This window comes from Enterobacter sp. WI-ESBL-E8 (genome assembly GCF_053364895.1).
The window spans coordinates 4,534,638-4,556,037 of the sequence record NZ_JBRWXJ010000001.1; the positions used below are offsets into that span (position 1 = coordinate 4,534,638).

The 21,400-nt window shown below is 52.4% G+C and carries 16 protein-coding genes, 2 tRNA genes and 4 rRNA genes; 10 read left to right on the forward strand and 12 right to left on the reverse strand.

The genetic code is table 11. The annotated features are described in order from the left end of the window. The first annotated feature begins 7 nt into the window (after window positions 1-7). The 6 genes from ACWHWP_RS21575 to ACWHWP_RS21600 all read left to right on the forward strand — a co-directional run bounded on the left by ACWHWP_RS21575 (window position 8) and on the right by ACWHWP_RS21600 (window position 8,274). Complete coding sequence (locus ACWHWP_RS21575; protein ID WP_447856361.1) at window positions 8-3,121, forward strand: efflux RND transporter permease subunit; 3,114 nt, start codon at window positions 8-10, stop codon at window positions 3,119-3,121. 303 nt (window positions 3,122-3,424) lie between these two features. After that, complete coding sequence (locus ACWHWP_RS21580) at window positions 3,425-3,646, forward strand: lipoprotein (protein ID WP_008502867.1); 222 nt, start codon at window positions 3,425-3,427, stop codon at window positions 3,644-3,646. Window positions 3,647-4,120: 474 nt separating this feature from the next. Next, a complete protein-coding gene (locus ACWHWP_RS21585; RefSeq protein ID WP_063431964.1) occupies window positions 4,121-5,146 on the forward strand; it encodes an amino acid ABC transporter substrate-binding protein in 1,026 nt (341 codons plus the stop codon). A 67-nt stretch (window positions 5,147-5,213) separates the two neighbouring features. Further along, window positions 5,214-6,395, forward strand: coding sequence for an amino acid ABC transporter permease (locus tag ACWHWP_RS21590; RefSeq protein WP_059312126.1), 1,182 nt, complete (start codon window positions 5,214-5,216; stop codon window positions 6,393-6,395). A gap of 9 nt (window positions 6,396-6,404) precedes the next feature. Next, window positions 6,405-7,508, forward strand: coding sequence for an amino acid ABC transporter permease (locus tag ACWHWP_RS21595; RefSeq protein WP_059312125.1), 1,104 nt, complete (start codon window positions 6,405-6,407; stop codon window positions 7,506-7,508). A 7-nt stretch (window positions 7,509-7,515) separates the two neighbouring features. Further along, window positions 7,516-8,274 carry an amino acid ABC transporter ATP-binding protein gene (locus ACWHWP_RS21600; RefSeq protein ID WP_014171880.1) on the forward strand — a complete coding sequence of 253 codons (759 nt, stop codon included), beginning with the start codon at window positions 7,516-7,518 and terminating at the stop codon, window positions 8,272-8,274. Between the two features lie 143 nt (window positions 8,275-8,417). Here the strand turns inward: ACWHWP_RS21600 and rrf (ACWHWP_RS21605) are convergent. The 6 genes from rrf (ACWHWP_RS21605) to ACWHWP_RS21630 form a co-directional block, all read right to left on the reverse strand. Next, a 5S ribosomal RNA gene (rrf, locus tag ACWHWP_RS21605) occupies window positions 8,418-8,533 on the reverse strand. Window positions 8,534-8,576: 43 nt separating this feature from the next. Beyond that, window positions 8,577-8,652, reverse strand: a tRNA-Thr gene (locus ACWHWP_RS21610). 14 nt (window positions 8,653-8,666) lie between these two features. Then, window positions 8,667-8,782 (reverse strand): 5S ribosomal RNA (gene rrf / locus ACWHWP_RS21615). Between the two features lie 69 nt (window positions 8,783-8,851). After that, window positions 8,852-11,757 (reverse strand): 23S ribosomal RNA (locus tag ACWHWP_RS21620). Window positions 11,758-11,949: 192 nt separating this feature from the next. After that, window positions 11,950-12,025 (reverse strand) — tRNA-Glu (locus ACWHWP_RS21625). A gap of 85 nt (window positions 12,026-12,110) precedes the next feature. Further along, window positions 12,111-13,650: ribosomal RNA gene (locus ACWHWP_RS21630) — 16S ribosomal RNA — on the reverse strand. Together the 16S, 23S and 5S rRNA genes with 2 tRNA genes alongside form the textbook arrangement of a ribosomal RNA operon. 473 nt (window positions 13,651-14,123) lie before the next feature. On the opposite strand from ACWHWP_RS21630, the gene ACWHWP_RS21635 reads away from it, so the two are divergent. Next, window positions 14,124-14,678 carry a gamma carbonic anhydrase family protein gene (locus ACWHWP_RS21635; RefSeq protein ID WP_447856363.1) on the forward strand — a complete coding sequence of 185 codons (555 nt, stop codon included), beginning with the start codon at window positions 14,124-14,126 and terminating at the stop codon, window positions 14,676-14,678. Here ACWHWP_RS21635 and ACWHWP_RS21640 read toward each other — a convergent pair. The 6 genes from ACWHWP_RS21640 to dprA are packed head-to-tail and all read right to left on the reverse strand — an operon-like array spanning window position 14,654 to window position 18,437. Further along, window positions 14,654-14,902 (reverse strand): DUF1488 domain-containing protein, encoded by a 249-nt coding sequence (locus ACWHWP_RS21640; RefSeq protein WP_447856365.1) that lies wholly within the window; start codon window positions 14,900-14,902, stop codon window positions 14,654-14,656. The genes ACWHWP_RS21635 and ACWHWP_RS21640 overlap by 25 nt on opposite strands. After that, on the reverse strand, window positions 14,899-15,717 hold the full coding sequence (gene aroE / locus ACWHWP_RS21645; protein WP_447856367.1) for a shikimate dehydrogenase: 819 nt from the start codon (window positions 15,715-15,717) through the stop codon (window positions 14,899-14,901). The genes ACWHWP_RS21640 and aroE overlap by 4 nt, the downstream gene beginning before the upstream one ends. Window positions 15,718-15,721: 4 nt before the next feature. Next, a complete protein-coding gene (gene tsaC, locus ACWHWP_RS21650) occupies window positions 15,722-16,294 on the reverse strand; it encodes an L-threonylcarbamoyladenylate synthase type 1 TsaC (RefSeq protein WP_447856369.1) in 573 nt (190 codons plus the stop codon). Beyond that, window positions 16,287-16,841 carry a DNA topoisomerase family protein gene (locus tag ACWHWP_RS21655; protein ID WP_048339009.1) on the reverse strand — a complete coding sequence of 185 codons (555 nt, stop codon included), beginning with the start codon at window positions 16,839-16,841 and terminating at the stop codon, window positions 16,287-16,289. Before ACWHWP_RS21655 ends, tsaC begins: the two co-directional genes overlap by 8 nt. Before the next feature lie 26 nt (window positions 16,842-16,867). Next, window positions 16,868-17,341, reverse strand: coding sequence for a DUF494 family protein Smg (gene smg / locus ACWHWP_RS21660; RefSeq protein ID WP_008503477.1), 474 nt, complete (start codon window positions 17,339-17,341; stop codon window positions 16,868-16,870). Then, window positions 17,313-18,437: a DNA-protecting protein DprA gene (dprA, locus tag ACWHWP_RS21665; protein ID WP_447856371.1), complete on the reverse strand. Its 1,125-nt coding sequence runs from the start codon at window positions 18,435-18,437 to the stop codon at window positions 17,313-17,315. Before dprA ends, smg begins: the two co-directional genes overlap by 29 nt. A 127-nt stretch (window positions 18,438-18,564) precedes the next feature. Here dprA and def point away from each other — a divergent pair, with 127 nt between their 5' ends. The 3 genes from def to rsmB are packed head-to-tail and all read left to right on the forward strand — an operon-like array spanning window position 18,565 to window position 21,386. Continuing rightward, the gene (gene def / locus ACWHWP_RS21670) at window positions 18,565-19,074 is read left to right on the forward strand and encodes a peptide deformylase (protein ID WP_008503479.1); all 510 of its coding nucleotides are present in this window, start codon (window positions 18,565-18,567) and stop codon (window positions 19,072-19,074) included. A gap of 25 nt (window positions 19,075-19,099) precedes the next feature. Further along, a complete protein-coding gene (fmt, locus tag ACWHWP_RS21675; RefSeq protein ID WP_447856373.1) occupies window positions 19,100-20,047 on the forward strand; it encodes a methionyl-tRNA formyltransferase in 948 nt (315 codons plus the stop codon). Window positions 20,048-20,099: 52 nt separating this feature from the next. Next, window positions 20,100-21,386: a 16S rRNA (cytosine(967)-C(5))-methyltransferase RsmB gene (gene rsmB / locus ACWHWP_RS21680; RefSeq protein ID WP_447856374.1), complete on the forward strand. Its 1,287-nt coding sequence runs from the start codon at window positions 20,100-20,102 to the stop codon at window positions 21,384-21,386. The last annotated feature ends 14 nt before the right edge of the window (window positions 21,387-21,400 follow it).

Genomic DNA, 21,400 nt, shown 5'->3' on the forward strand with positions numbered 1-21,400 from the left:
CGACGACATGGCTAATTTCTTTATTCAGAGACCGGTTTTTGCCTGGGTACTTGCCATCATTTTAATGATTGCAGGCGGGCTGGCCATTCTCAAACTTCCCGTCGCACAGTATCCGACCATTGCGCCTCCCGCCGTGGCGATATCCGCAACCTACCCGGGTGCGGATGCTCAAACGGTGCAGGATACCGTGACCCAGGTTATCGAACAGAACATGAACGGTATCGATAACCTGATGTATATGTCCTCCACCAGCGATTCAGCGGGTAACGTCACCATCACCCTGACCTTCGAGTCAGGAACCGATCCAGATATCGCCCAGGTGCAGGTTCAGAACAAGCTGCAGCTCGCCATGCCGTTGCTGCCGCAAGAAGTTCAGCAGCAAGGAATTGGCGTTGAGAAATCCAGTAGCAGCTTTCTGCTGGTCGCAGGCTTTGTTTCAGACAACAAGAACCTCTCGCAGAATGACATCTCAGACTATGTCGCGTCGAACGTCAAAGATGCTATCAGCCGAACGTCTGGCGTCGGTGACGTTCAGCTGTTTGGCGCTCAGTATGCGATGCGCATCTGGCTCGACAGCAACGCGATGAACAAATACCAGCTGACGCCGCTGGATATTATCAACCAGCTTAAAACGCAGAACGACCAGATAGCGGCAGGCCAGCTGGGCGGAACGCCGTCCATTCCCGGGCAGCAGTTGAATGCCTCGATCATCGCGCAAACTCGCCTGAAATCACCGGAAGAGTTTGGCCGCGTAACCCTCAAGGTGAACCAGGACGGCTCGATGGTTCATCTGAAGGATGTGGCTCGCATTGAGCTCGGTGGCGAAAACTACAATATGGTGACCAAAATTAACGGGCAGGCGGCAACCGGCCTGGGGATTAAGCTGGCAACCGGGGCAAATGCGCTGGACACGGCGGCAGCCATCAAGAGCAAACTGGCGCAACTGCAGCAGTTCTTCCCGCAGGGGCTAAAAGTAGTCTATCCCTATGACACTACACCTTTTGTGAAAATCTCCATCCACGAAGTGGTGAAGACCCTGTTTGAAGCGATCGTTCTCGTCTTCCTGGTGATGTACCTGTTCCTGCAAAACCTGCGGGCGACGCTCATCCCGACTATCGCGGTGCCGGTCGTTCTGCTGGGCACCTTCGCGGTTCTGGCAGCGTTCGGCTTCTCTATCAATACCCTGACGATGTTCGGTATGGTGTTGGCGATAGGCCTGCTGGTTGATGACGCTATCGTGGTCGTTGAGAACGTTGAACGCGTCATGGTCGAGGACAACCTGCCGCCGAAAGAGGCCACGCAGAAGTCGATGGAGCAGATCCAGGGTGCCCTGGTGGGGATCGCCATGGTGCTCTCGGCGGTCTTTATTCCGATGGCCTTTTTTGGCGGTTCGACGGGGGCTATCTATCGCCAGTTTTCGCTGACTATCGTCTCCGCCATGGCGCTGTCGGTACTGGTGGCGCTGATCCTGACGCCAGCACTCTGTGCAACGTTGCTTAAGCCCATATCCCACGATCGTCACGAGAAGAAGGGTGGCTTCTTTGGCTGGTTTAATGCGCGCTTTGATAAGAGCGTGGAGCACTACAGCAACAGCGTGAGCGGTATTCTGCGCAAGACCGGCCGCTATCTGGTGGTGTACGTCATTATCGTCGCCGGGATGGCGGTGCTCTTCCTTCGCTTGCCCACCTCCTTCCTGCCCGAGGAAGATCAGGGCGTGTTTATGACGATGGTTCAACTCCCGGCAGGTGCAACCCAGACGCGGACTCAGCAGGTACTCGACCAGGTTCAGGACTACTATCTGAACAACGAAAAGGCGAACGTGGAATCTGTCTTTACCGTTAACGGCTTTAGCTTTAGCGGCCAGGGTCAGAACTCCGGTATTGCCTTCGTCAGCCTGAAGCCCTGGGAGGAGCGCCCGGGGGAGAAAAATGGCGTCGAGGCCATTGTCGGTCGCGCGACCAAAGCCTTCAGCCAGATTAAAGATGGACTCGTGTTCCCGTTTAACCTGCCTGCAATTATTGAGCTGGGTACCGCTACGGGCTTCGACTTTGAGTTGATTGACCAGGCCAACCTGGGGCATACGCAGCTGACTCAGGCGCGAAACCAACTGCTCGGCATGGTGAAGGAGCATCCTGATCTTCTGGTTCGCGTGCGTCCTAACGGGCTGGAAGATACTCCTCAGTTCAAGCTCGATGTCGATCAGGAGAAAGCGCAGGCGCTGGGCGTCAGTCTTTCTGACGTCAACCAGACGATCTCGACGGCCTTAGGTGGCACCTATGTGAACGACTTTATCGATCACGGTCGCGTGAAAAAGGTCTACGTCCAGGCCGACGCAAAATTCCGTATGTTGCCGGAGGATATCAATAACCTTTACGTGCGCAGCGCGAATGGGGAAATGGTCCCGTTCTCAGCCTTTAGCAACGCTCACTGGGTTTATGGTTCACCTCGCCTGGAGCGCTACAATGGAATGCCATCGATGGAGATCCTCGGTGAATCAGCGCCTGGAAAAAGTACCGGTGAGGCGATGGTCATGATGGAAAACCTCGCGGCAAAACTGCCTTCCGGCATCGGTTATGACTGGACAGGAATGTCTTATCAGGAGCGGCTTTCGGGTAACCAGGCGCCAGCACTATACGCCATTTCACTGATCGTCGTGTTCCTGTGCCTGGCAGCCCTGTATGAAAGCTGGTCCATTCCGTTCTCTGTCATGCTGGTTGTACCGCTGGGCGTCATCGGAGCGCTTCTCGCAGCATCATTGCGCGGGTTAAACAATGACGTTTATTTCCAGGTCGGCCTGCTGACGACGATTGGTTTATCGGCGAAAAATGCCATCCTGATCGTCGAATTTGCTAAGGACCTGATGGATAAAGAGGGTAAAGGTATTATTGAGGCCACGCTGGAAGCCTCAAGGATGCGCCTTCGACCTATCCTGATGACGTCCCTGGCCTTTATTCTTGGCGTCATGCCGCTGGTGATCAGCACCGGGGCCGGGAGCGGCGCGCAAAACGCCGTCGGTACGGGTGTTATGGGAGGAATGCTTTCCGCAACGCTTCTGGCGATTTTCTTCGTACCCGTCTTCTTTGTGGTTGTCCGGCGACGGTTTACAAACCATAAGGATTAATCTTTCCCTGAAAGGCACCTCTGGTGCCTTTTTTATTTTTAACATAAACAATGAATTAGGTATTACACAAAAGCAGCGTTAAAAATACGATGGTTTGCATTAAGTAAAAACAGCCTCTTGCAGCTTCATAATTTCTCCATTAATTCATCCTGAAACCGCTTTTTCTCCACGATTTTTACAAACTACATAATTTGAGATTATTCCTCGTGTAACGAGGAGTTACCCCGGTGGTAAAATAACCATCAGTTCGTTAATAGCCCTCCTGGCTTTATAGCGGATGAGAAATAATACTGAGGTAACATCATGAAAAGATTCATTTCCGTTGCACTACTCGCTGCGCTGCTCGCTGGTTGCGCGCACGACTCTCCATGTGTACCGGTTTACGATGACCAGGGCCGACTGGTTCATACCAATACCTGTATGAAAGGCACCACCCAGGATAACTGGGAAACAGCGGGTGCTATTGCCGGCGGTGCTGCCGCAGTGGCGGGTTTGACGCTGGGTATCGTTGCCCTGACCAAGTAACATCTGTTAAGAAAGCGCGGCTCTGGCCGCGCTTTTGCTTTTAAAGAGTGCAGGATTTTTAAATAAGTAAAAAAATAGCCCCCTATTTATTAACGCAATTAATTTTAGTCAGAAGCCAGTCACATCTTTTTCGTATACTTCTTTAAATTTCATATTCTATCGTGATGATTTTCACACATTAATACTATTGAATACCCTGCCAATATTCACTCTGGAAACTATCTTTCCCTTTCCTCTGACTGTCCTTAAAACTTTTGCTCCGATTTGTGGCACAGGTTGTAATTTCGCACCGTTTCGGGGCGCTCGTTTTATTTAAGCCTGTCTACACTCAGCATTAAGCGTTCACTCATCACTTATTTTATCGAACGCAAAACTGGCATTACGTTTGCTTTATAAACGTTGGCCAACGCCACAGACAGGTAAAGCGTTTAAAAGCGCCTCTATAACGATAAATTTCGCCACACAGGATGCATTATGAAAAAGACGATGATAGCCAGCCTGGCCGCTGCAGGCATGTTGTTTGCCGTAGCCGGACAAGCCCATGCTGGAACGACACTGGATGCCGTTAAAAAGAAAGGTTTTGTTCAATGCGGTATCAGTGACGGTTTGCCTGGCTTCTCTTATGCCGATGCGAACGGCAAATTTACCGGTATTGATGTGGATGTCTGCCGTGGCGTCGCCGCCGCCGTTTTTGGTGATGACAGCAAAGTAAAATATACCCCGCTGACGGCGAAAGAACGTTTTACGGCGCTGCAATCCGGCGAGGTTGACATGCTCTCCCGTAATACCACCTGGACCTCCTCCCGTGATGCGGGTATGGGGATGTCATTTACGGGTGTGACCTATTATGACGGCATCGGTTTCCTTACCCACAATAAAGCTGGCCTGAAAAGCGCCAAAGAACTGGATGGCGCGACCGTTTGTATCCAGGCGGGCACCGATACCGAGCTGAACGTCGCGGATTATTTCAAAGCGAATAACATGAAATACACTCCTGTGACATTCGACCGTTCGGATGAATCCGCTAAAGCGCTGGAATCCGGTCGTTGTGACACGCTGGCCTCTGACCAGTCACAGCTGTATGCCTTACGTATTAAGCTGAGTAACCCGGCAGAGTGGATTGTCCTGCCTGAAGTGATCTCCAAAGAACCTCTCGGACCCGTGGTGCGCCGCGGCGATGAAGACTGGTTCTCCATTGTTCGCTGGACGCTGTTCGCCATGCTGAACGCAGAAGAGATGGGCATTAACTCGAAAAACGTTGATGAGAAAGCCGCGAATCCATCCAACCCGGATATGGCACACCTGCTGGGTAAAGAGGGTGATTTCGGCAAGGATCTGAAGCTGGATAATAAGTGGGCTTATAACATCATCAAGCAGGTGGGCAACTACTCCGAGATCTTTGAGCGCAACGTGGGATCGGAAAGCCCGCTGAAGATCAAACGCGGCCAGAACAATCTCTGGAATAACGGCGGTATTCAGTACGCACCACCAGTACGTTAAGTCATAGCTGTAACGGGCACTGCTCAGGCAGTGCCCACTCCAGAGTCATGGTTACTGAGGTTTCTTTATGTCCCATCGCCGCTCAGCCGTAAAAGGATCGCTATCCTTTTCTCATCCCGCGGTCCGCGCCTGGCTATTCCAGATTATTGCTATCGTTGCGGTTGTTCTCATCGCCGTGTATCTCATCCATAACACGATCACCAACCTGAATAACCGCGGCATTACCTCCGGTTTTGCGTTTCTGGATCGCAGCGCGGGGTTTGGCATTGTTCAGCACCTTATTGATTACCAGGAAGGAGACACCTACGGCCGCGTGTTCGTGGTCGGCTTATTGAATACGCTGTTGGTATCGGCGCTTTGTATTGTCTTCGCGTCGATACTGGGCTTCTTCATTGGTCTGGCACGCCTTTCTGAAAACTGGCTCCTGCGGAAACTGTCTACCATTTATATCGAGACGTTCCGCAACATCCCACCGCTGCTGCAGATCTTCTTCTGGTATTTCGCCGTATTGCGTAACCTTCCCGGCCCTCGCCAGGCCGTCGATGCGTTTGAGCTGTTTTTCCTGAGCAATCGTGGGCTGTCCATTCCTTCTCCTCAGCCTGGAGAAGGACTGTACGCATTCATCGGCGCGATTGTGATAGCGCTTGCTCTCTCTGCGGGGGTATTTCGTTTTAACCGCAAGCATCAGGTCAAAACCGGCCAGCTTCGCAGGACCTGGCCGACGGCTGTCGTCCTGATCGTCAGCCTGCCGCTAGTGGCGCACTGGCTGTTTGGGGCCGCGCTGCACTGGGACATTCCGCATCTGCGTGGCTTTAACTTTCAGGGCGGAATGGTATTAATTCCCGAGCTGGCAGCCCTGACGCTGGCGCTGTCGATTTATACGTCCGCGTTTATCGCCGAGATTATCCGTGCGGGGATCCAGGCCGTACCGTACGGACAGCACGAGGCAGCGCGCTCTCTGGGATTGCCCCACACCGTGACGCTTCGCCAGGTCATCATTCCGCAGGCTTTACGGGTCATCATTCCGCCCCTGACCAGCCAGTATCTCAACATCGTCAAAAACTCGTCGCTGGCCGCTGCCATTGGCTACCCCGATATGGTGTCACTCTTCGCCGGAACCGTACTTAACCAGACCGGGCAAGCCATTGAAACTATCGCCATCACAATGTCTGTCTATCTGATCATCAGCCTGGTGATTTCATTGCTGATGAACCTTTATAACCGTCGTATAGCACTGGTCGAGCGCTAAGGATCTATGATGACAAAAGCGATACTGTCGCACTCCTCGCGCCCTGCCAACTCGACAGGTGGACGTTTTATTCTCTGGGCGCGTAAGAATCTCTTCTCCAGCTGGAGCAACAGCCTGCTGACGATTGTCTGTCTGTGGCTGATGTGGGAATTGATCCCGCCCCTTTTGAACTGGGCGTTTCTGCAGGCCAACTGGGTCGGTTCAACCCGAGCAGACTGTACAAAAGCGGGCGCTTGCTGGGTGTTTATTCACGAGCGCTTCGGTCAGTTCATGTATGGGTTGTATCCGCACGAACAGCGCTGGCGGATTAATCTGGCGCTGGTTATCGGCCTGCTCTCTGTCGCGGTCATGTTCTGGAAAAAGCTGCCTCATCGTGGACGCTACATTGCCGGCTGGGCAGTGGTTTATCCCGTTATTGTCTGGGTGCTGCTGTATGGCGGTTTTCTGGGGCTGGAACGGGTAGAAACTCGCCAGTGGGGCGGTCTGACGCTGACGTTAATTATCGCTTCAGTGGGGATAGCCGGCGCTCTACCGTGGGGGATTTTACTTGCCCTGGGTCGGCGCTCAAAAATGCCGATCGTACGCGTGCTCTCCGTTATCTTCATTGAGTTCTGGCGCGGCGTACCGCTTATCACCGTTCTGTTTATGTCTTCGGTCATGCTGCCGCTGTTTATGGCAGAAGGTACAACGATAGACAAGCTGATTCGTGCCCTGGTCGGTGTGATTCTCTTCCAGTCCGCCTATGTCGCTGAAGTTGTGCGAGGTGGTTTGCAGGCGTTACCTAAAGGCCAGTACGAAGCGGCGGAATCACTGGCGCTCGGCTACTGGAAAACGCAGGGGCTGGTCATTCTTCCCCAGGCACTCAAGCTGGTCATTCCGGGCCTGGTCAACACGATCATTGCCCTCTTCAAAGATACCAGCCTGGTGATCATCATCGGATTATTCGATCTCTTTAGCAGCGTGCAACAGGCAACCGTTGACCCTGTCTGGCTGGGTATGTCCACTGAGGGATATGTCTTTGCAGCTCTGATCTACTGGATCTTTTGTTTTAGCATGTCGCGCTACAGCCAGCACCTGGAAAAGCGCTTTAACACCGGGCGTACACCGCACTGAGGAAATTATGAGCCAAATTACTATGACACCTGCCGACGCGATGATTACGCTGGAAAACGTGAATAAATGGTACGGACAGTTTCATGTTCTGAAAGACATCAATCTCAAGGTAAAGCAGGGAGAACGTATCGTCCTTTGTGGTCCTTCAGGATCCGGGAAATCCACAACCATTCGCTGCATTAACCATCTTGAAGAACATCAGCAAGGACGCATTGTGGTTGATGGTATTGAGCTAAATGAAGATATCCGCAACATCGAACGCGTGCGTCAGGAAGTGGGAATGGTATTTCAGCACTTTAATCTGTTTCCGCACCTGACCGTTCTGCAGAACTGTACGCTTGCGCCAATTTGGGTACGAAAGATGCCGAAAAAGGAAGCGGAAGCGCTGGCAATGCATTACCTGGAACGCGTCCGCATTGCAGAGCATGCCAATAAATTTCCCGGCCAGATATCGGGTGGCCAACAGCAGCGTGTGGCTATCGCCCGCTCGCTGTGTATGAAACCTAAAATTATGCTGTTTGATGAACCGACATCTGCCCTCGATCCAGAAATGGTGAAGGAGGTTCTGGACACCATGATTGGGCTCGCACAGTCCGGCATGACCATGCTGTGTGTGACGCATGAAATGGGATTCGCGAGAACCGTGGCAGACCGGGTGATCTTCATGGACCGCGGAGAGATTGTTGAGCAGGCGCCACCGGATGAGTTTTTTGCGCATCCGAAGTCAGAACGTACGCGAGCCTTCCTGTCGCAGGTGATTCATTAATCTGCTGTTTTGCCCGGTAGCGCGCTGACTGCCGGGCCTCTGGGCTATGTAGGTCGGGTAAGGCGAAGCCGCCACCCGACTTTTTCAGACCGCACAAAGCAAAAAACCCCGCACCTTACGGTACGGGGTTCTTCTTATTTGATGTCTGGCAGTTCCCTACTCTCACATGGGGAGACCCCACACTACCATCGGCGCTACGGCGTTTCACTTCTGAGTTCGGCATGGGGTCAGGTGGGACCACCGCGCTAAAGCCGCCAGACAAATTCTTTTACTTCTTGCCGAACTTTAACCTAAGTATAAAGTGGTGCTGATACCCAGAGTCGAACTGGGGACCTCACCCTTACCAAGGGTGCGCTCTACCAACTGAGCCATATCAGCACGCTAAATTTGATGCCTGGCAGTTCCCTACTCTCACATGGGGAGACCCCACACTACCATCGGCGCTACGGCGTTTCACTTCTGAGTTCGGCATGGGGTCAGGTGGGACCACCGCGCTAAAGCCGCCAGGCAAATTCTGTTAATCTGTATCAGAGCTGAAAATATCTGTCTCTCACCGCCGAAACAGCTTCGGCGTTGTAAGGTTAAGCCTCACGGTTCATTAGTATCGGTTAGCTCAACGCATCGCTGCGCTTACACACCCGACCTATCAACGTCGTAGTCTTCAACGTTCCTTCAGGACTCTCAAGGAGTCAGGGAGAACTCATCTCGGGGCAAGTTTCGTGCTTAGATGCTTTCAGCACTTATCTTTTCCGCATTTAGCTACCGGGCAGTGCCATTGGCATGACAACCCGAACACCAGTGATGCGTCCACTCCGGTCCTCTCGTACTAGGAGCAGCCCCCCTCAATTCTCCAGCGCCCACGGCAGATAGGGACCGAACTGTCTCACGACGTTCTAAACCCAGCTCGCGTACCACTTTAAATGGCGAACAGCCATACCCTTGGGACCTACTTCAGCCCCAGGATGTGATGAGCCGACATCGAGGTGCCAAACACCGCCGTCGATATGAACTCTTGGGCGGTATCAGCCTGTTATCCCCGGAGTACCTTTTATCCGTTGAGCGATGGCCCTTCCATTCAGAACCACCGGATCACTATGACCTGCTTTCGCACCTGCTCGAGCCGTCACTCTCGCAGTCAAGCTAGCTTATGCCATTGCACTAACCTCCTGATGTCCGACCAGGATTAGCTAACCTTCGTGCTCCTCCGTTACTCTTTGGGAGGAGACCGCCCCAGTCAAACTACCCACCAGACACTGTCCGCAACCCGGATCACGGGTCTACGTTAGAACACCAGCCATTAAAGGGTGGTATTTCAAGGGCGGCTCCACGCAGACTGGCGTCCACGCTTCAAAGCCTCCCACCTATCCTACACATCAAGGACCAGTGTTCAGTGTCAAGCTATAGTAAAGGTTCACGGGGTCTTTCCGTCTTGCCGCGGGTACACTGCATCTTCACAGCGAGTTCAATTTCACTGAGTCTCGGGTGGAGACAGCCTGGCCATCATTACGCCATTCGTGCAGGTCGGAACTTACCCGACAAGGAATTTCGCTACCTTAGGACCGTTATAGTTACGGCCGCCGTTTACCGGGGCTTCGATCAAGAGCTTCGCGTTGCCGCTAACCCCATCAATTAACCTTCCGGCACCGGGCAGGCGTCACACCGTATACGTCCACTTTCGTGTTTGCACAGTGCTGTGTTTTTAATAAACAGTTGCAGCCAGCTGGTATCTTCGACTGATTTCAGCTCCACCCGCAGGGGCTTCACCTACATATCAGCGTGCCTTCTCCCGAAGTTACGGCACCATTTTGCCTAGTTCCTTCACCCGAGTTCTCTCAAGCGCCTTGGTATTCTCTACCTGACCACCTGTGTCGGTTTGGGGTACGATTTGATGTTACCTGATGCTTAGAGGCTTTTCCTGGAAGCAGGGCATTTGTTACTTCAGCACCGTAGTGCCTCGTCATCACACCTCAGCGTTAATAAACGACCGGATTTACCTAATCGTTCCGCCTACATGCTTAAACCGGGACAACCGTCGCCCGGCTAACATAGCCTTCTCCGTCCCCCCTTCGCAGTAACACCAAGTACAGGAATATTAACCTGTTTCCCATCGACTACGCCTTTCGGCCTCGCCTTAGGGGTCGACTCACCCTGCCCCGATTAACGTTGGACAGGAACCCTTGGTCTTCCGGCGAGCGGGCTTTTCACCCGCTTTATCGTTACTTATGTCAGCATTCGCACTTCTGATACCTCCAGCATGCCTCACAGCACACCTTCAACGGCTTACAGAACGCTCCCCTACCCAACAACGCATAAGCGTCGCTGCCGCAGCTTCGGTGCATGGTTTAGCCCCGTTACATCTTCCGCGCAGGCCGACTCGACCAGTGAGCTATTACGCTTTCTTTAAATGATGGCTGCTTCTAAGCCAACATCCTGGCTGTCTGTGCCTTCCCACATCGTTTCCCACTTAACCATGACTTTGGGACCTTAGCTGGCGGTCTGGGTTGTTTCCCTCTTCACGACGGACGTTAGCACCCGCCGTGTGTCTCCCGTGATAACATTCTTCGGTATTCGTAGTTTGCATCGGGTTGGTAAGCCGGGATGGCCCCCTAGCCGAAACAGTGCTCTACCCCCGAAGATGAATTCACGAGGCGCTACCTAAATAGCTTTCGGGGAGAACCAGCTATCTCCCGGTTTGATTGGCCTTTCACCCCCAGCCACAAGTCATCCGCTAATTTTTCAACATTAGTCGGTTCGGTCCTCCAGTTAGTGTTACCCAACCTTCAACCTGCCCATGGCTAGATCACCGGGTTTCGGGTCTATACCCTGCAACTTAACGCCCAGTTAAGACTCGGTTTCCCTTCGGCTCCCCTATACGGTTAACCTTGCTACAGAATATAAGTCGCTGACCCATTATACAAAAGGTACGCAGTCACACCACGAAGGTGCTCCCACTGCTTGTACGTACACGGTTTCAGGTTCTTTTTCACTCCCCTCGCCTGGGTTCTTTTCGCCTTTCCCTCACGGTACTGGTTCACTATCGGTCAGTCAGGAGTATTTAGCCTTGGAGGATGGTCCCCCCATATTCAGACAGGATACCACGTGTCCCGCCCTACTCTTCGAGTTCACAACCTGTGTGCTTTCGTGTACGGGGCTGTCACCCTGTATCGCCGGACTTTCCAGACCGTTCCACTAACACACAAGCTGATTCAGACTCTGGGCTGCTCCCCGTTCGCTCGCCGCTACTGGGGGAATCTCGGTTGATTTCTTTTCCTCGGGGTACTTAGATGTTTCAGTTCCCCCGGTTCGCCTCGTTAACCTATGTATTCAGTTAACGATAGTGCAACGAATTGCACTGGGTTTCCCCATTCGGACATCGCCGGGTCAAAGGTTCATATCACCTCGCCGGCGCTTTTCGCAGATTAGCACGTCCTTCATCGCCTCTGACTGCCAGGGCATCCACCGTGTACGCTTAGTCGCTTAACCTCACAACCCGAAGATGTTTCTTTCGATTCACCATCAAATTGCGAAAATTTGAGAGACTCGAACACACCATTAAGATGTGTCGTTTCAATTTTCAGCTTGATCCAGATTTTTAAAGAGCAAATATCTCAAACGTCACCCGAAGATGAGTTTTGAGATATTAAGGCAGGTGACTTTCACTCACGAACCAGCAAGTGGCGTCCCCTAGGGGATTCGAACCCCTGTTACCGCCGTGAAAGGGCGGTGTCCTGGGCCTCTAGACGAAGGGGACACTGAAGTCTCAATCGCAAGACGCCTTGCTATTTACTTTTCATCAGACAATCTGTGTGAGCACTACAAAGGCAGGTTCTTTAAGGTAAGGAGGTGATCCAACCGCAGGTTCCCCTACGGTTACCTTGTTACGACTTCACCCCAGTCATGAATCACAAAGTGGTAAGCGCCCTCCCGAAGGTTAAGCTACCTACTTCTTTTGCAACCCACTCCCATGGTGTGACGGGCGGTGTGTACAAGGCCCGGGAACGTATTCACCGTAGCATTCTGATCTACGATTACTAGCGATTCCGACTTCATGGAGTCGAGTTGCAGACTCCAATCCGGACTACGACGCACTTTATGAGGTCCGCTTGCTCTCGCGAGGTCGCTTCTCTTTGTATGCGCCATTGTAGCACGTGTGTAGCCCTACTCGTAAGGGCCATGATGACTTGACGTCATCCCCACCTTCCTCCAGTTTATCACTGGCAGTCTCCTTTGAGTTCCCGGCCGGACCGCTGGCAACAAAGGATAAGGGTTGCGCTCGTTGCGGGACTTAACCCAACATTTCACAACACGAGCTGACGACAGCCATGCAGCACCTGTCTCAGAGTTCCCGAAGGCACCAATCCATCTCTGGAAAGTTCTCTGGATGTCAAGAGTAGGTAAGGTTCTTCGCGTTGCATCGAATTAAACCACATGCTCCACCGCTTGTGCGGGCCCCCGTCAATTCATTTGAGTTTTAACCTTGCGGCCGTACTCCCCAGGCGGTCGACTTAACGCGTTAGCTCCGGAAGCCACGCCTCAAGGGCACAACCTCCAAGTCGACATCGTTTACGGCGTGGACTACCAGGGTATCTAATCCTGTTTGCTCCCCACGCTTTCGCACCTGAGCGTCAGTCTTTGTCCAGGGGGCCGCCTTCGCCACCGGTATTCCTCCAGATCTCTACGCATTTCACCGCTACACCTGGAATTCTACCCCCCTCTACAAGACTCTAGCCTGCCAGTTTCGAATGCAGTTCCCAGGTTGAGCCCGGGGATTTCACATCCGACTTGACAGACCGCCTGCGTGCGCTTTACGCCCAGTAATTCCGATTAACGCTTGCACCCTCCGTATTACCGCGGCTGCTGGCACGGAGTTAGCCGGTGCTTCTTCTGCGGGTAACGTCAATTGCTGAGGTTATTAACCTCAACACCTTCCTCCCCGCTGAAAGTACTTTACAACCCGAAGGCCTTCTTCATACACGCGGCATGGCTGCATCAGGCTTGCGCCCATTGTGCAATATTCCCCACTGCTGCCTCCCGTAGGAGTCTGGACCGTGTCTCAGTTCCAGTGTGGCTGGTCATCCTCTCAGACCAGCTAGGGATCGTCGCCTAGGTGAGCCGTTACCCCACCTACTAGCTAATCCCATCTGGGCACATCTGATGGCAAGAGGCCCGAAGGTCCCCCTCTTTGGTCTTGCGACGTTATGCGGTATTAGCTACCGTTTCCAGTAGTTATCCCCCTCCATCAGGCAGTTTCCCAGACATTACTCACCCGTCCGCCGCTCGTCACCCGAGAGCAAGCTCCCTGTGTTACCGCTCGACTTGCATGTGTTAGGCCTGCCGCCAGCGTTCAATCTGAGCCATGATCAAACTCTTCAATTTAAGTTTGATGCTCGTGAATTAAACTTCGTAATGAATTACGTATGTTCACTCAGAGACTTGGTATTCATTTATTGTCCGAAGACATTAAGAATCCATGTCACTTTGAGTGCCCACACAGATTGTCTGATAAATTGTTAAAGAGCAGTTGCAACGCGGCTTTCAGCTCACCGTTGCGAGGTGGCGTATATTACGCTTTCCTCTTTCAGAGTCAACCCGTTATTTCAGGATTTTTTCTCTTCAACCGACCGGGTTGTTTGTGAAGTGATTCACATCCGCCGTGTCGATGGAGGCGCATTATAGGGATCCCAATTTTTAGCACAAGTATTTTTTAGATCTTTTTTTCCGACTGCTGATTTTCCGCGCTTTTCGCTGAAATCCCGCCCGATTTGCTTAAATATTGACGTATTTTGCCTTGCCTCGATCCAATAATATGATCACAGTCTTCTGTATAGCGCTCATCATTAGAGGTAGATATGCCCGCAGTATTACGTCCGTATAAAGATCTGTTCCCCCAAAAAGGCGATCGCGTGATGATCGATGCCAGTAGCGTGGTCATTGGCGATGTCCGAATGGCCGATGACGTCAGTATCTGGCCGCTAGTCGCCATCAGGGGAGATGTTAACTATGTGTCGATTGGCGCACGTACGAATATTCAGGACGGTAGTGTTCTGCATGTCACCCACAAATCCTCTTATAACCCGGAAGGTAATCCGCTCATCATTGGAGAAGATGTTACCGTCGGCCATAAAGTGATGCTTCACGGCTGCACTATCGGAAACCGGGTACTCGTTGGCATGGGGTCGATTTTGCTGGATGGCGTCATAGTAGAAGATGACGTCATGATTGGTGCCGGTAGCCTTGTCCCGCAAAACAAAAGACTCGAGAGCGGTTATCTCTATCTGGGAAGCCCGGTAAAACAGATCCGCCCCCTGAAGGAGGCAGAGATCGAAGGATTAAAATACTCAGCGAACAACTACGTTAAATGGAAGAATGACTATCTGAATCAGGACAACCAAACCCAGCCCTGATCGTCCTCCTGCTGTTCACGGATTAAATCGCTGGCTTCCTCTTCCAGATCCCAGCGATTTTCACAAAATACCGCTATCGGATCAGAGCCGCCAAAACGGCGCAACAGCGTTTCCCCCAAAATGGCACAGGTAAGCTGCATGCCCTGTACCAGCACCGGGAAACAGACCGCTTGTTTACTCTCCTCCCAGTTCTCTCTGTCCGGGAAGTGTATAGCCTGATTCACGCCGAAAGCTCCTGCTTTAACTTTTCAATGACCGGCTCGACTGCAGGCAACACGCCATGCCAGAGCAGCACCGCATGCGCAGCCTGCCCCACCAGCATTCCCAGTCCATCCGCTACATGCTTCGCACCGTGTTGTTCACACCAGCTCAGGAAAGGGGTCTTCCCTTTCTGATAAAACATGTCATAGAAGTACCTATGAGCATTTACCAACGAAGCGGGGATCGCCGGGCTCTCGCCATTTATGCCGCTGGACGTGGCATTGATGACAAGATCGAATTCACGATTCTCAAGATCATCAAGTGCTACCGCACTCACGCTACCGGTATGTGCAAACAACGCCGCCAGCGCTTCTGCCCGGGAAAAAGTTCTGTTGGTTATGGTTACCGCACAGTCCAGCGAAAGCAGAGGCAAAAGGACTCCCCGCGATGCGCCACCCGCACCAATCAGCAGGACCCGGAATCCGGGCTTGATAAAGGAGAGTCTTTCCAGATCGCTAAGTAAACCAATTCCGTCAGTGTTATCACCCAGAAGACGGCCATCCTCAAGCCGTTTTAAGGTATTTACTGCACCAGCAAGTGAAGCGCGCTCGGTCAGCTCATCCGCACGCTCGAAAGCTTCCTCTTTAAAAGGAACCGTCACATTCGCGCCTTTACCGCCCGCGGCGAAAAAGGCCTCCAGCGTTGCAATAAATGCATCCACCGGTGCCAGTACACGACCATAGGGATGATTTATCTGCAGCTGCTCCGCAAAGTACTGATGGATCAACGGTGATTTGCTGTGCGCAATTGGATTACCAAAAACAGCATAGGTTTCCATGAGATTACCCCTGGCGAAAACGTTCGCCGGTCAAAGCGTCACGAATTTCGGACGGATTCTGGCGCCCTCCCGTTTCACCGACAGCGACAGGGAAGTCATTTCCGAATTGCGCCAGCACCTCATCGGTTGTGCGACAAGGAGGCAACCCTGTCAGGTTGGCGCTGGTTGAAACCAGCGGTTTGCCATATGCCAGGCAAAGCTCTACCACCAGCGGATGGTCAGTTACGCGAACCGCAAGTGAATCAAAGCGTCCGGTTAACCAGCGTGGCGTTGCCGGCTGCGCCGGGAAGACGAAGGTCACTGGACCAGGCCACGCGGAAAAGATCGTCTCGCGCTGCGCAGGCGTCAGCATAGAGTCATCAATATAGGGTTTAAGCTGCTCATAATTCGCAGCGATCAAAATCAGCCCTTTCTCAACGGGTCTTTGTTTTAAGGTAAGCAGGCGGCTCACGGCCGTCTCGCTGTCGGGATCGCAACCGACCCCAAAAACAGCTTCGGTTGGATAGGCGATGACTTCTTCGTTTTTCAGGACATCCACCATATGCGCAATGGAGCCTGATTGCAGGTTATTATTCACTGTTTTGATCCGCCAAAACTGGCTTTCCACATTGTTTACTGGCACAGAAGCGTTTCATACCTTGCGCCGTTTTCTTCTCGATAAGTAGCGGATAATTGCAATGGGTGCAGACGCCCGCTACCGGTTTGAAATTGATAACGAACTGGCATTCAGGGTAGCGATCGCAGGAATGAAAGGTCTTACCAAAACGAGAGCGACGCTGTACCAGTTGTCCGCGTTGGCATTGAGGACAGGCAATAGCCGTTTCATCAGGCTTATCAATTTGTTCCGTATGTTCACATTCCGGATAACGGCTACATCCAATAAACATGCCGAAACGTCCCTGGCGCAGCGCTAATTCGCCACCGCAGAGAGGGCAAAGCTGCCCCTCCAGAATTTTAACGATATGTCCATCCGCCTGGCTTTTTAGGGGACGAACATAATCACATTCCGGATAGTGTGAACAACCGAGAAACGGGCCGTGTTTCCCGGACCGAATAACAAGTTCAGCCCCGCACTGCGGGCAGGGCTCGTTTTTATGCACCGTGAATAGTGCTGATTTGGCCATAACAACTCTTGGTGCTGCACATTGAATTAATGCAGCATACCTTCATTCACTTCAAAGAGTAATTCTTCCATTTGCTGATAGGCATTTTCACAGCCCGGGATATTGAACAGAACCATCAGGATCACCCACTTGAGATCTTCCAGCTCAAATTCTGCAGTATCCAACGCCATGACGCGCTCTATCACCATTTCTCTCGTTTCGAGGTTTAGCACCTGAATCTGCTCAAGGAATAAAATGAACCCCCGGCAGCTGGCGTCCAGCCTTTCACACTCTTCAGCGGTATAAATGCGTACTGACAATGGGTCAGAAGCAAGCTGCATCGGTTCGGCGAGGCCTTCCTGATAATCAGCCAGTTTTTCCAGCCACATCAACGCATTATAGATATCTTCCCGCTCAAACCCCGCATCGGTAAGATCCTGTGTCAATTTGTCCTGATCCACTCGCATTTCTGCTTCGTTATGGATGTAAGTCTCAAACAAATACATCAGTACGTCGAACATGGCATGCCCTCCTTAATCGGACATAGCCGCCGGGTACAGCTGCGATCCACCCTGCTAACTCCAGTTCGAGTAGCTGTGCTACCGTTACTGGCACAGGTTGGCCGGCACGTTCAGCGACAACGTCAACAGGTGTTACCTCATCTCCTACGTTAGCCAGGAGCTTGGGAAATGGCAATGCCACCTTTCCCTGATCTGATGAATAATGTCGCTTTTCGGGATCTTCCTGCAGCCATTGCAGCCCATATTGCAAATTTTCAAGTATGTCTCCGACTTCCGTTACCGGTGTCGCCCCCTGCTTAATCAGCCAGTGCGGCCCCTCGCATCCGGGGTTACCTATCGGGCCGGGCAAGGCAAAAATCTCACGCCCCTGTTCGAGCGCGCATCGCGCCGTGACCAGTGAACCGCTTCGCCGCGCCGCTTCAACCACCAGCACGCCCTGGCTCAGACCGCTGATAATTCGATTACGACGGGGAAAGTTTGCTGGCCTGGGCTGTGCAGAAAGAGGAAACTCAGACACTATCGCGCCGTCAGACTCGATAATCCGCATCGCCAATGCCTGATGTCGGCGGGGATAAATGCTAAACAGTCCGTTCCCCAGCACCGCTACACTTCGCCCTTTTACTGACAGCGCCGCGCTGTGGGCAACGCCGTCAATACCGCAGGCCAGCCCGCTGGTAATCGTAAAACCAGTTTGTGAAAGCTGTTCACAGAGAATCTTCCCCCATCGCTCGCCGTACCATGATGGCGAACGGCTACCGACGACCGCCAGTTGAACAGCATTAAGCGTCTCAGGGTTACCTTTTATGAATAACGCCCCGGGATAATCAGGAATCGCGCGGAGTAAAGGGGGATAAAGCGGATGGTTGGCCGTCAATAAATGATTTCCCGGCTGCTCAAGCCATATCAGGCTACGCTCCAGCTCACTTTCATCTGGAGCAAAGAACCGTTCAGCCTGCTTTACCGTCAGCCCGGCGTTTCTGACGACAAGAGCATCGATGCGTTCCAGCTTCTGCAATTGTGCAGCCGCTTTGAGCATTACATCACCATACAGAGAACCTGTGTGTATTAGCCGTAGCCATATCTCGGTAGACGTCATCCTTTCCCCTGCCATAAGCGGCCTGCGCAATCATTGCGATTGGTCACTGATGCTGTCAATCGATGGGGGTTTTGTCTAGAATAGAGAGAGTATTCTTATCAACTCCTGAACACGACTCTGGAAATTTATGGCAGTTTTGCAAGTGTTACATATTCCGGACGAGCGCCTTCGCATCGTCGCTGAACCGGTCAAAGAAGTGAATGCAGAAATCCAGCGTATCGTTGATGATATGTTCGATACCATGTACGCCGAAGAGGGCATTGGCCTGGCGGCGACGCAGGTGGACATTCACAAGCGTATTATCGTGATTGATGTTTCTGAAAATCGCGATGGCCGCCTGGTGCTGATCAACCCTGAGTTGCTCGAAAAGAGTGGCGAAACCGGTATTGAGGAAGGCTGTCTGTCCATTCCTGAACAGCGTGCTTTAGTGCCGCGTGCCGAAAAAGTGAAGATTCGCGCTCTGGATCGTGACGGTAATCCGTTCGAACTGGAAGCAGACGACCTGCTGGCAATTTGTATTCAGCATGAGATGGATCACCTGGTCGGTAAACTGTTTATCGATTATCTCTCGCCGCTGAAACAGCAGCGTATTCGTCAGAAAGTAGAGAAACTGGATCGTTTGCGTTCTCGCGCATAACGTCCCCCCGGATACAAGGATCATCGTGTCTAAAACACTACGTATTATCTTCGCGGGAACTCCTGATTTTGCAGCGCGTCATCTTGACGCGCTGTTATCTTCTGGTCACCAGGTTGTTGGCGTCTTTACCCAGCCGGACCGTCCGGCTGGCCGCGGTAAAAAACTGATGCCAAGCCCGGTAAAAGTGTTGGCAGAAGAGCATGGTCTACCCGTTTTCCAGCCCGCATCGTTACGGCCGCAGGAAAATCAGCAGCTGGTTGCTGACCTGAATGCCGATGTGATGGTGGTGGTGGCTTACGGTTTAATTTTGCCGAAAGCTGTGCTTGATATGCCTCGCCTGGGTTGCATCAACGTGCATGGGTCTCTGCTCCCGCGCTGGCGTGGTGCAGCACCTATCCAGCGCTCCCTGTGGGCAGGTGATGCTGAAACAGGCGTTACCATCATGAAGATGGATGTAGGTTTAGACACCGGCGATATGCTGTATAAACTGGCCTGCCCTATTACGTCAGACGACACCAGCGCCACGCTGTATGACAAACTGGCAGAACTCGGCACGCAAGGACTCATCGAGACGCTCCAGCAGCTTGCTGACAATACGGCGAAACCTGAAGTTCAGGATGATGCGCGGGTGACTTATGCCGAAAAACTGAGCAAAGAAGAAGCGAGGATGGACTGGTCCCTGTCAGCCGCTCAACTTGAACGCTGCATTCGCGCCTTTAATCCGTGGCCGATGAGCTGGATGGAGATTGATGGGCAGCCAGTGAAGATCTGGAAGGCCTCCGTCATTAGCGGTAATACCACAGCCGAACCCGGTACGATTATAGATGCCAGCAAGAACGGTATTCAGGTGGCGACTGCGGAAGGGATCCTGAATCTTGAATCGCTACAACCGGCCGGTAAGAAAGCCATGAGCGCTCAGGATCTGTTAAATTCCCGTCGTGAATGGTTTATCCCGGGCAATCGTCTCGCCTGAACAAATTTATTCTTAAGGCCCGGTGTTTCCGGGCATTTTTATTTTTACGGTTATGAAAAAACAAAATCTACGCAGTATGGCGGCTCAGGCCGTTGAGCAGGTTATCGAGCAGGGTCAGTCATTGAGTAACGTCCTGCCTCCACTGCAACAAAAAGTATCTGATAAAGACAAAGCCCTGCTTCAGGAGCTTTGCTTTGGCGTTCTGCGCACACTCTCTCAGCTTGAGTGGTTGATTAATAAGCTGATGTCACGCCCAATGACAGGCAAGCAGCGCACCGTACATTATTTGATTATGGTGGGTTTTTATCAGCTTCTTCATACCCGCATCCCACCTCATGCCGCGCTGGCTGAGACCGTGGAAGGCGCCGTTGCGATTAAACGCCCTCAGTTGAAAGGGCTGATCAATGGCGTACTGCGTCAGTTCCAGCGACAGCAGGAAGAGCTTCTGGCTGAATTTGCCCAAAGCGAAACACGTTTCCTGCACCCGGACTGGCTGTTGAAGCGCCTGAAAAAAGCCTGGCCACAGCAGTGGCAAAATATTGCCGAAGCCAATAATCAACGTCCACCGATGTGGTTACGCGTGAATCGTAATCATCATTCTCGCGATGCCTGGTTGGCCTTGCTTGAAGAGGCTGGAATGAGCGGCTTCACCCATGATGCATACCCTGATGCCGTACGTTTAGCATCGCCTGCACCGGTACATGCATTACCCGGTTTTGATGAAGGCTGGGTAACCGTACAGGATGCCTCTGCCCAGGGTTGCATGACCTGGCTTGAACCTAAAAACGGTGAGCAGATCCTCGATCTGTGCGCCGCGCCTGGTGGCAAAACAACGCATATTCTTGAATTGGCTCCCCAGGCCAGCGTGATGGCGGTGGACGTTGATGAACAACGTCTGTCACGCGTCTACGACAACCTTAAGCGTCTGGGCATGAAGGCACAGGTTAAGCAAGGCGATGGACGCAAACCCGCAGAATGGTGTGGTGAAACACAGTTCGACCGCATTTTGCTGGATGCCCCCTGCTCTGCAACCGGTGTTATTCGTCGTCATCCGGATATCAAGTGGCTACGCCGCGATCGTGATATTAAGGAACTTGCCCAACTGCAGTCGGACATTCTCGACGCCATTTGGCCGCACCTTAAACCAGGCGGAACGCTGGTCTATGCAACCTGCTCCATACTTCCGGAAGAGAACAGCCTGCAAATCGCGTCCTTCCTTAAACGTACCCCTGACGCGGCACTGCGCGATACGGGAACACCTGAATTCCCGGGTCAGCAGAACCTGCCGGGTGCAGAAGAGGGTGATGGCTTCTTTTACGCTAAGCTAATCAAAGAGTGATGTTGAGAACAGGT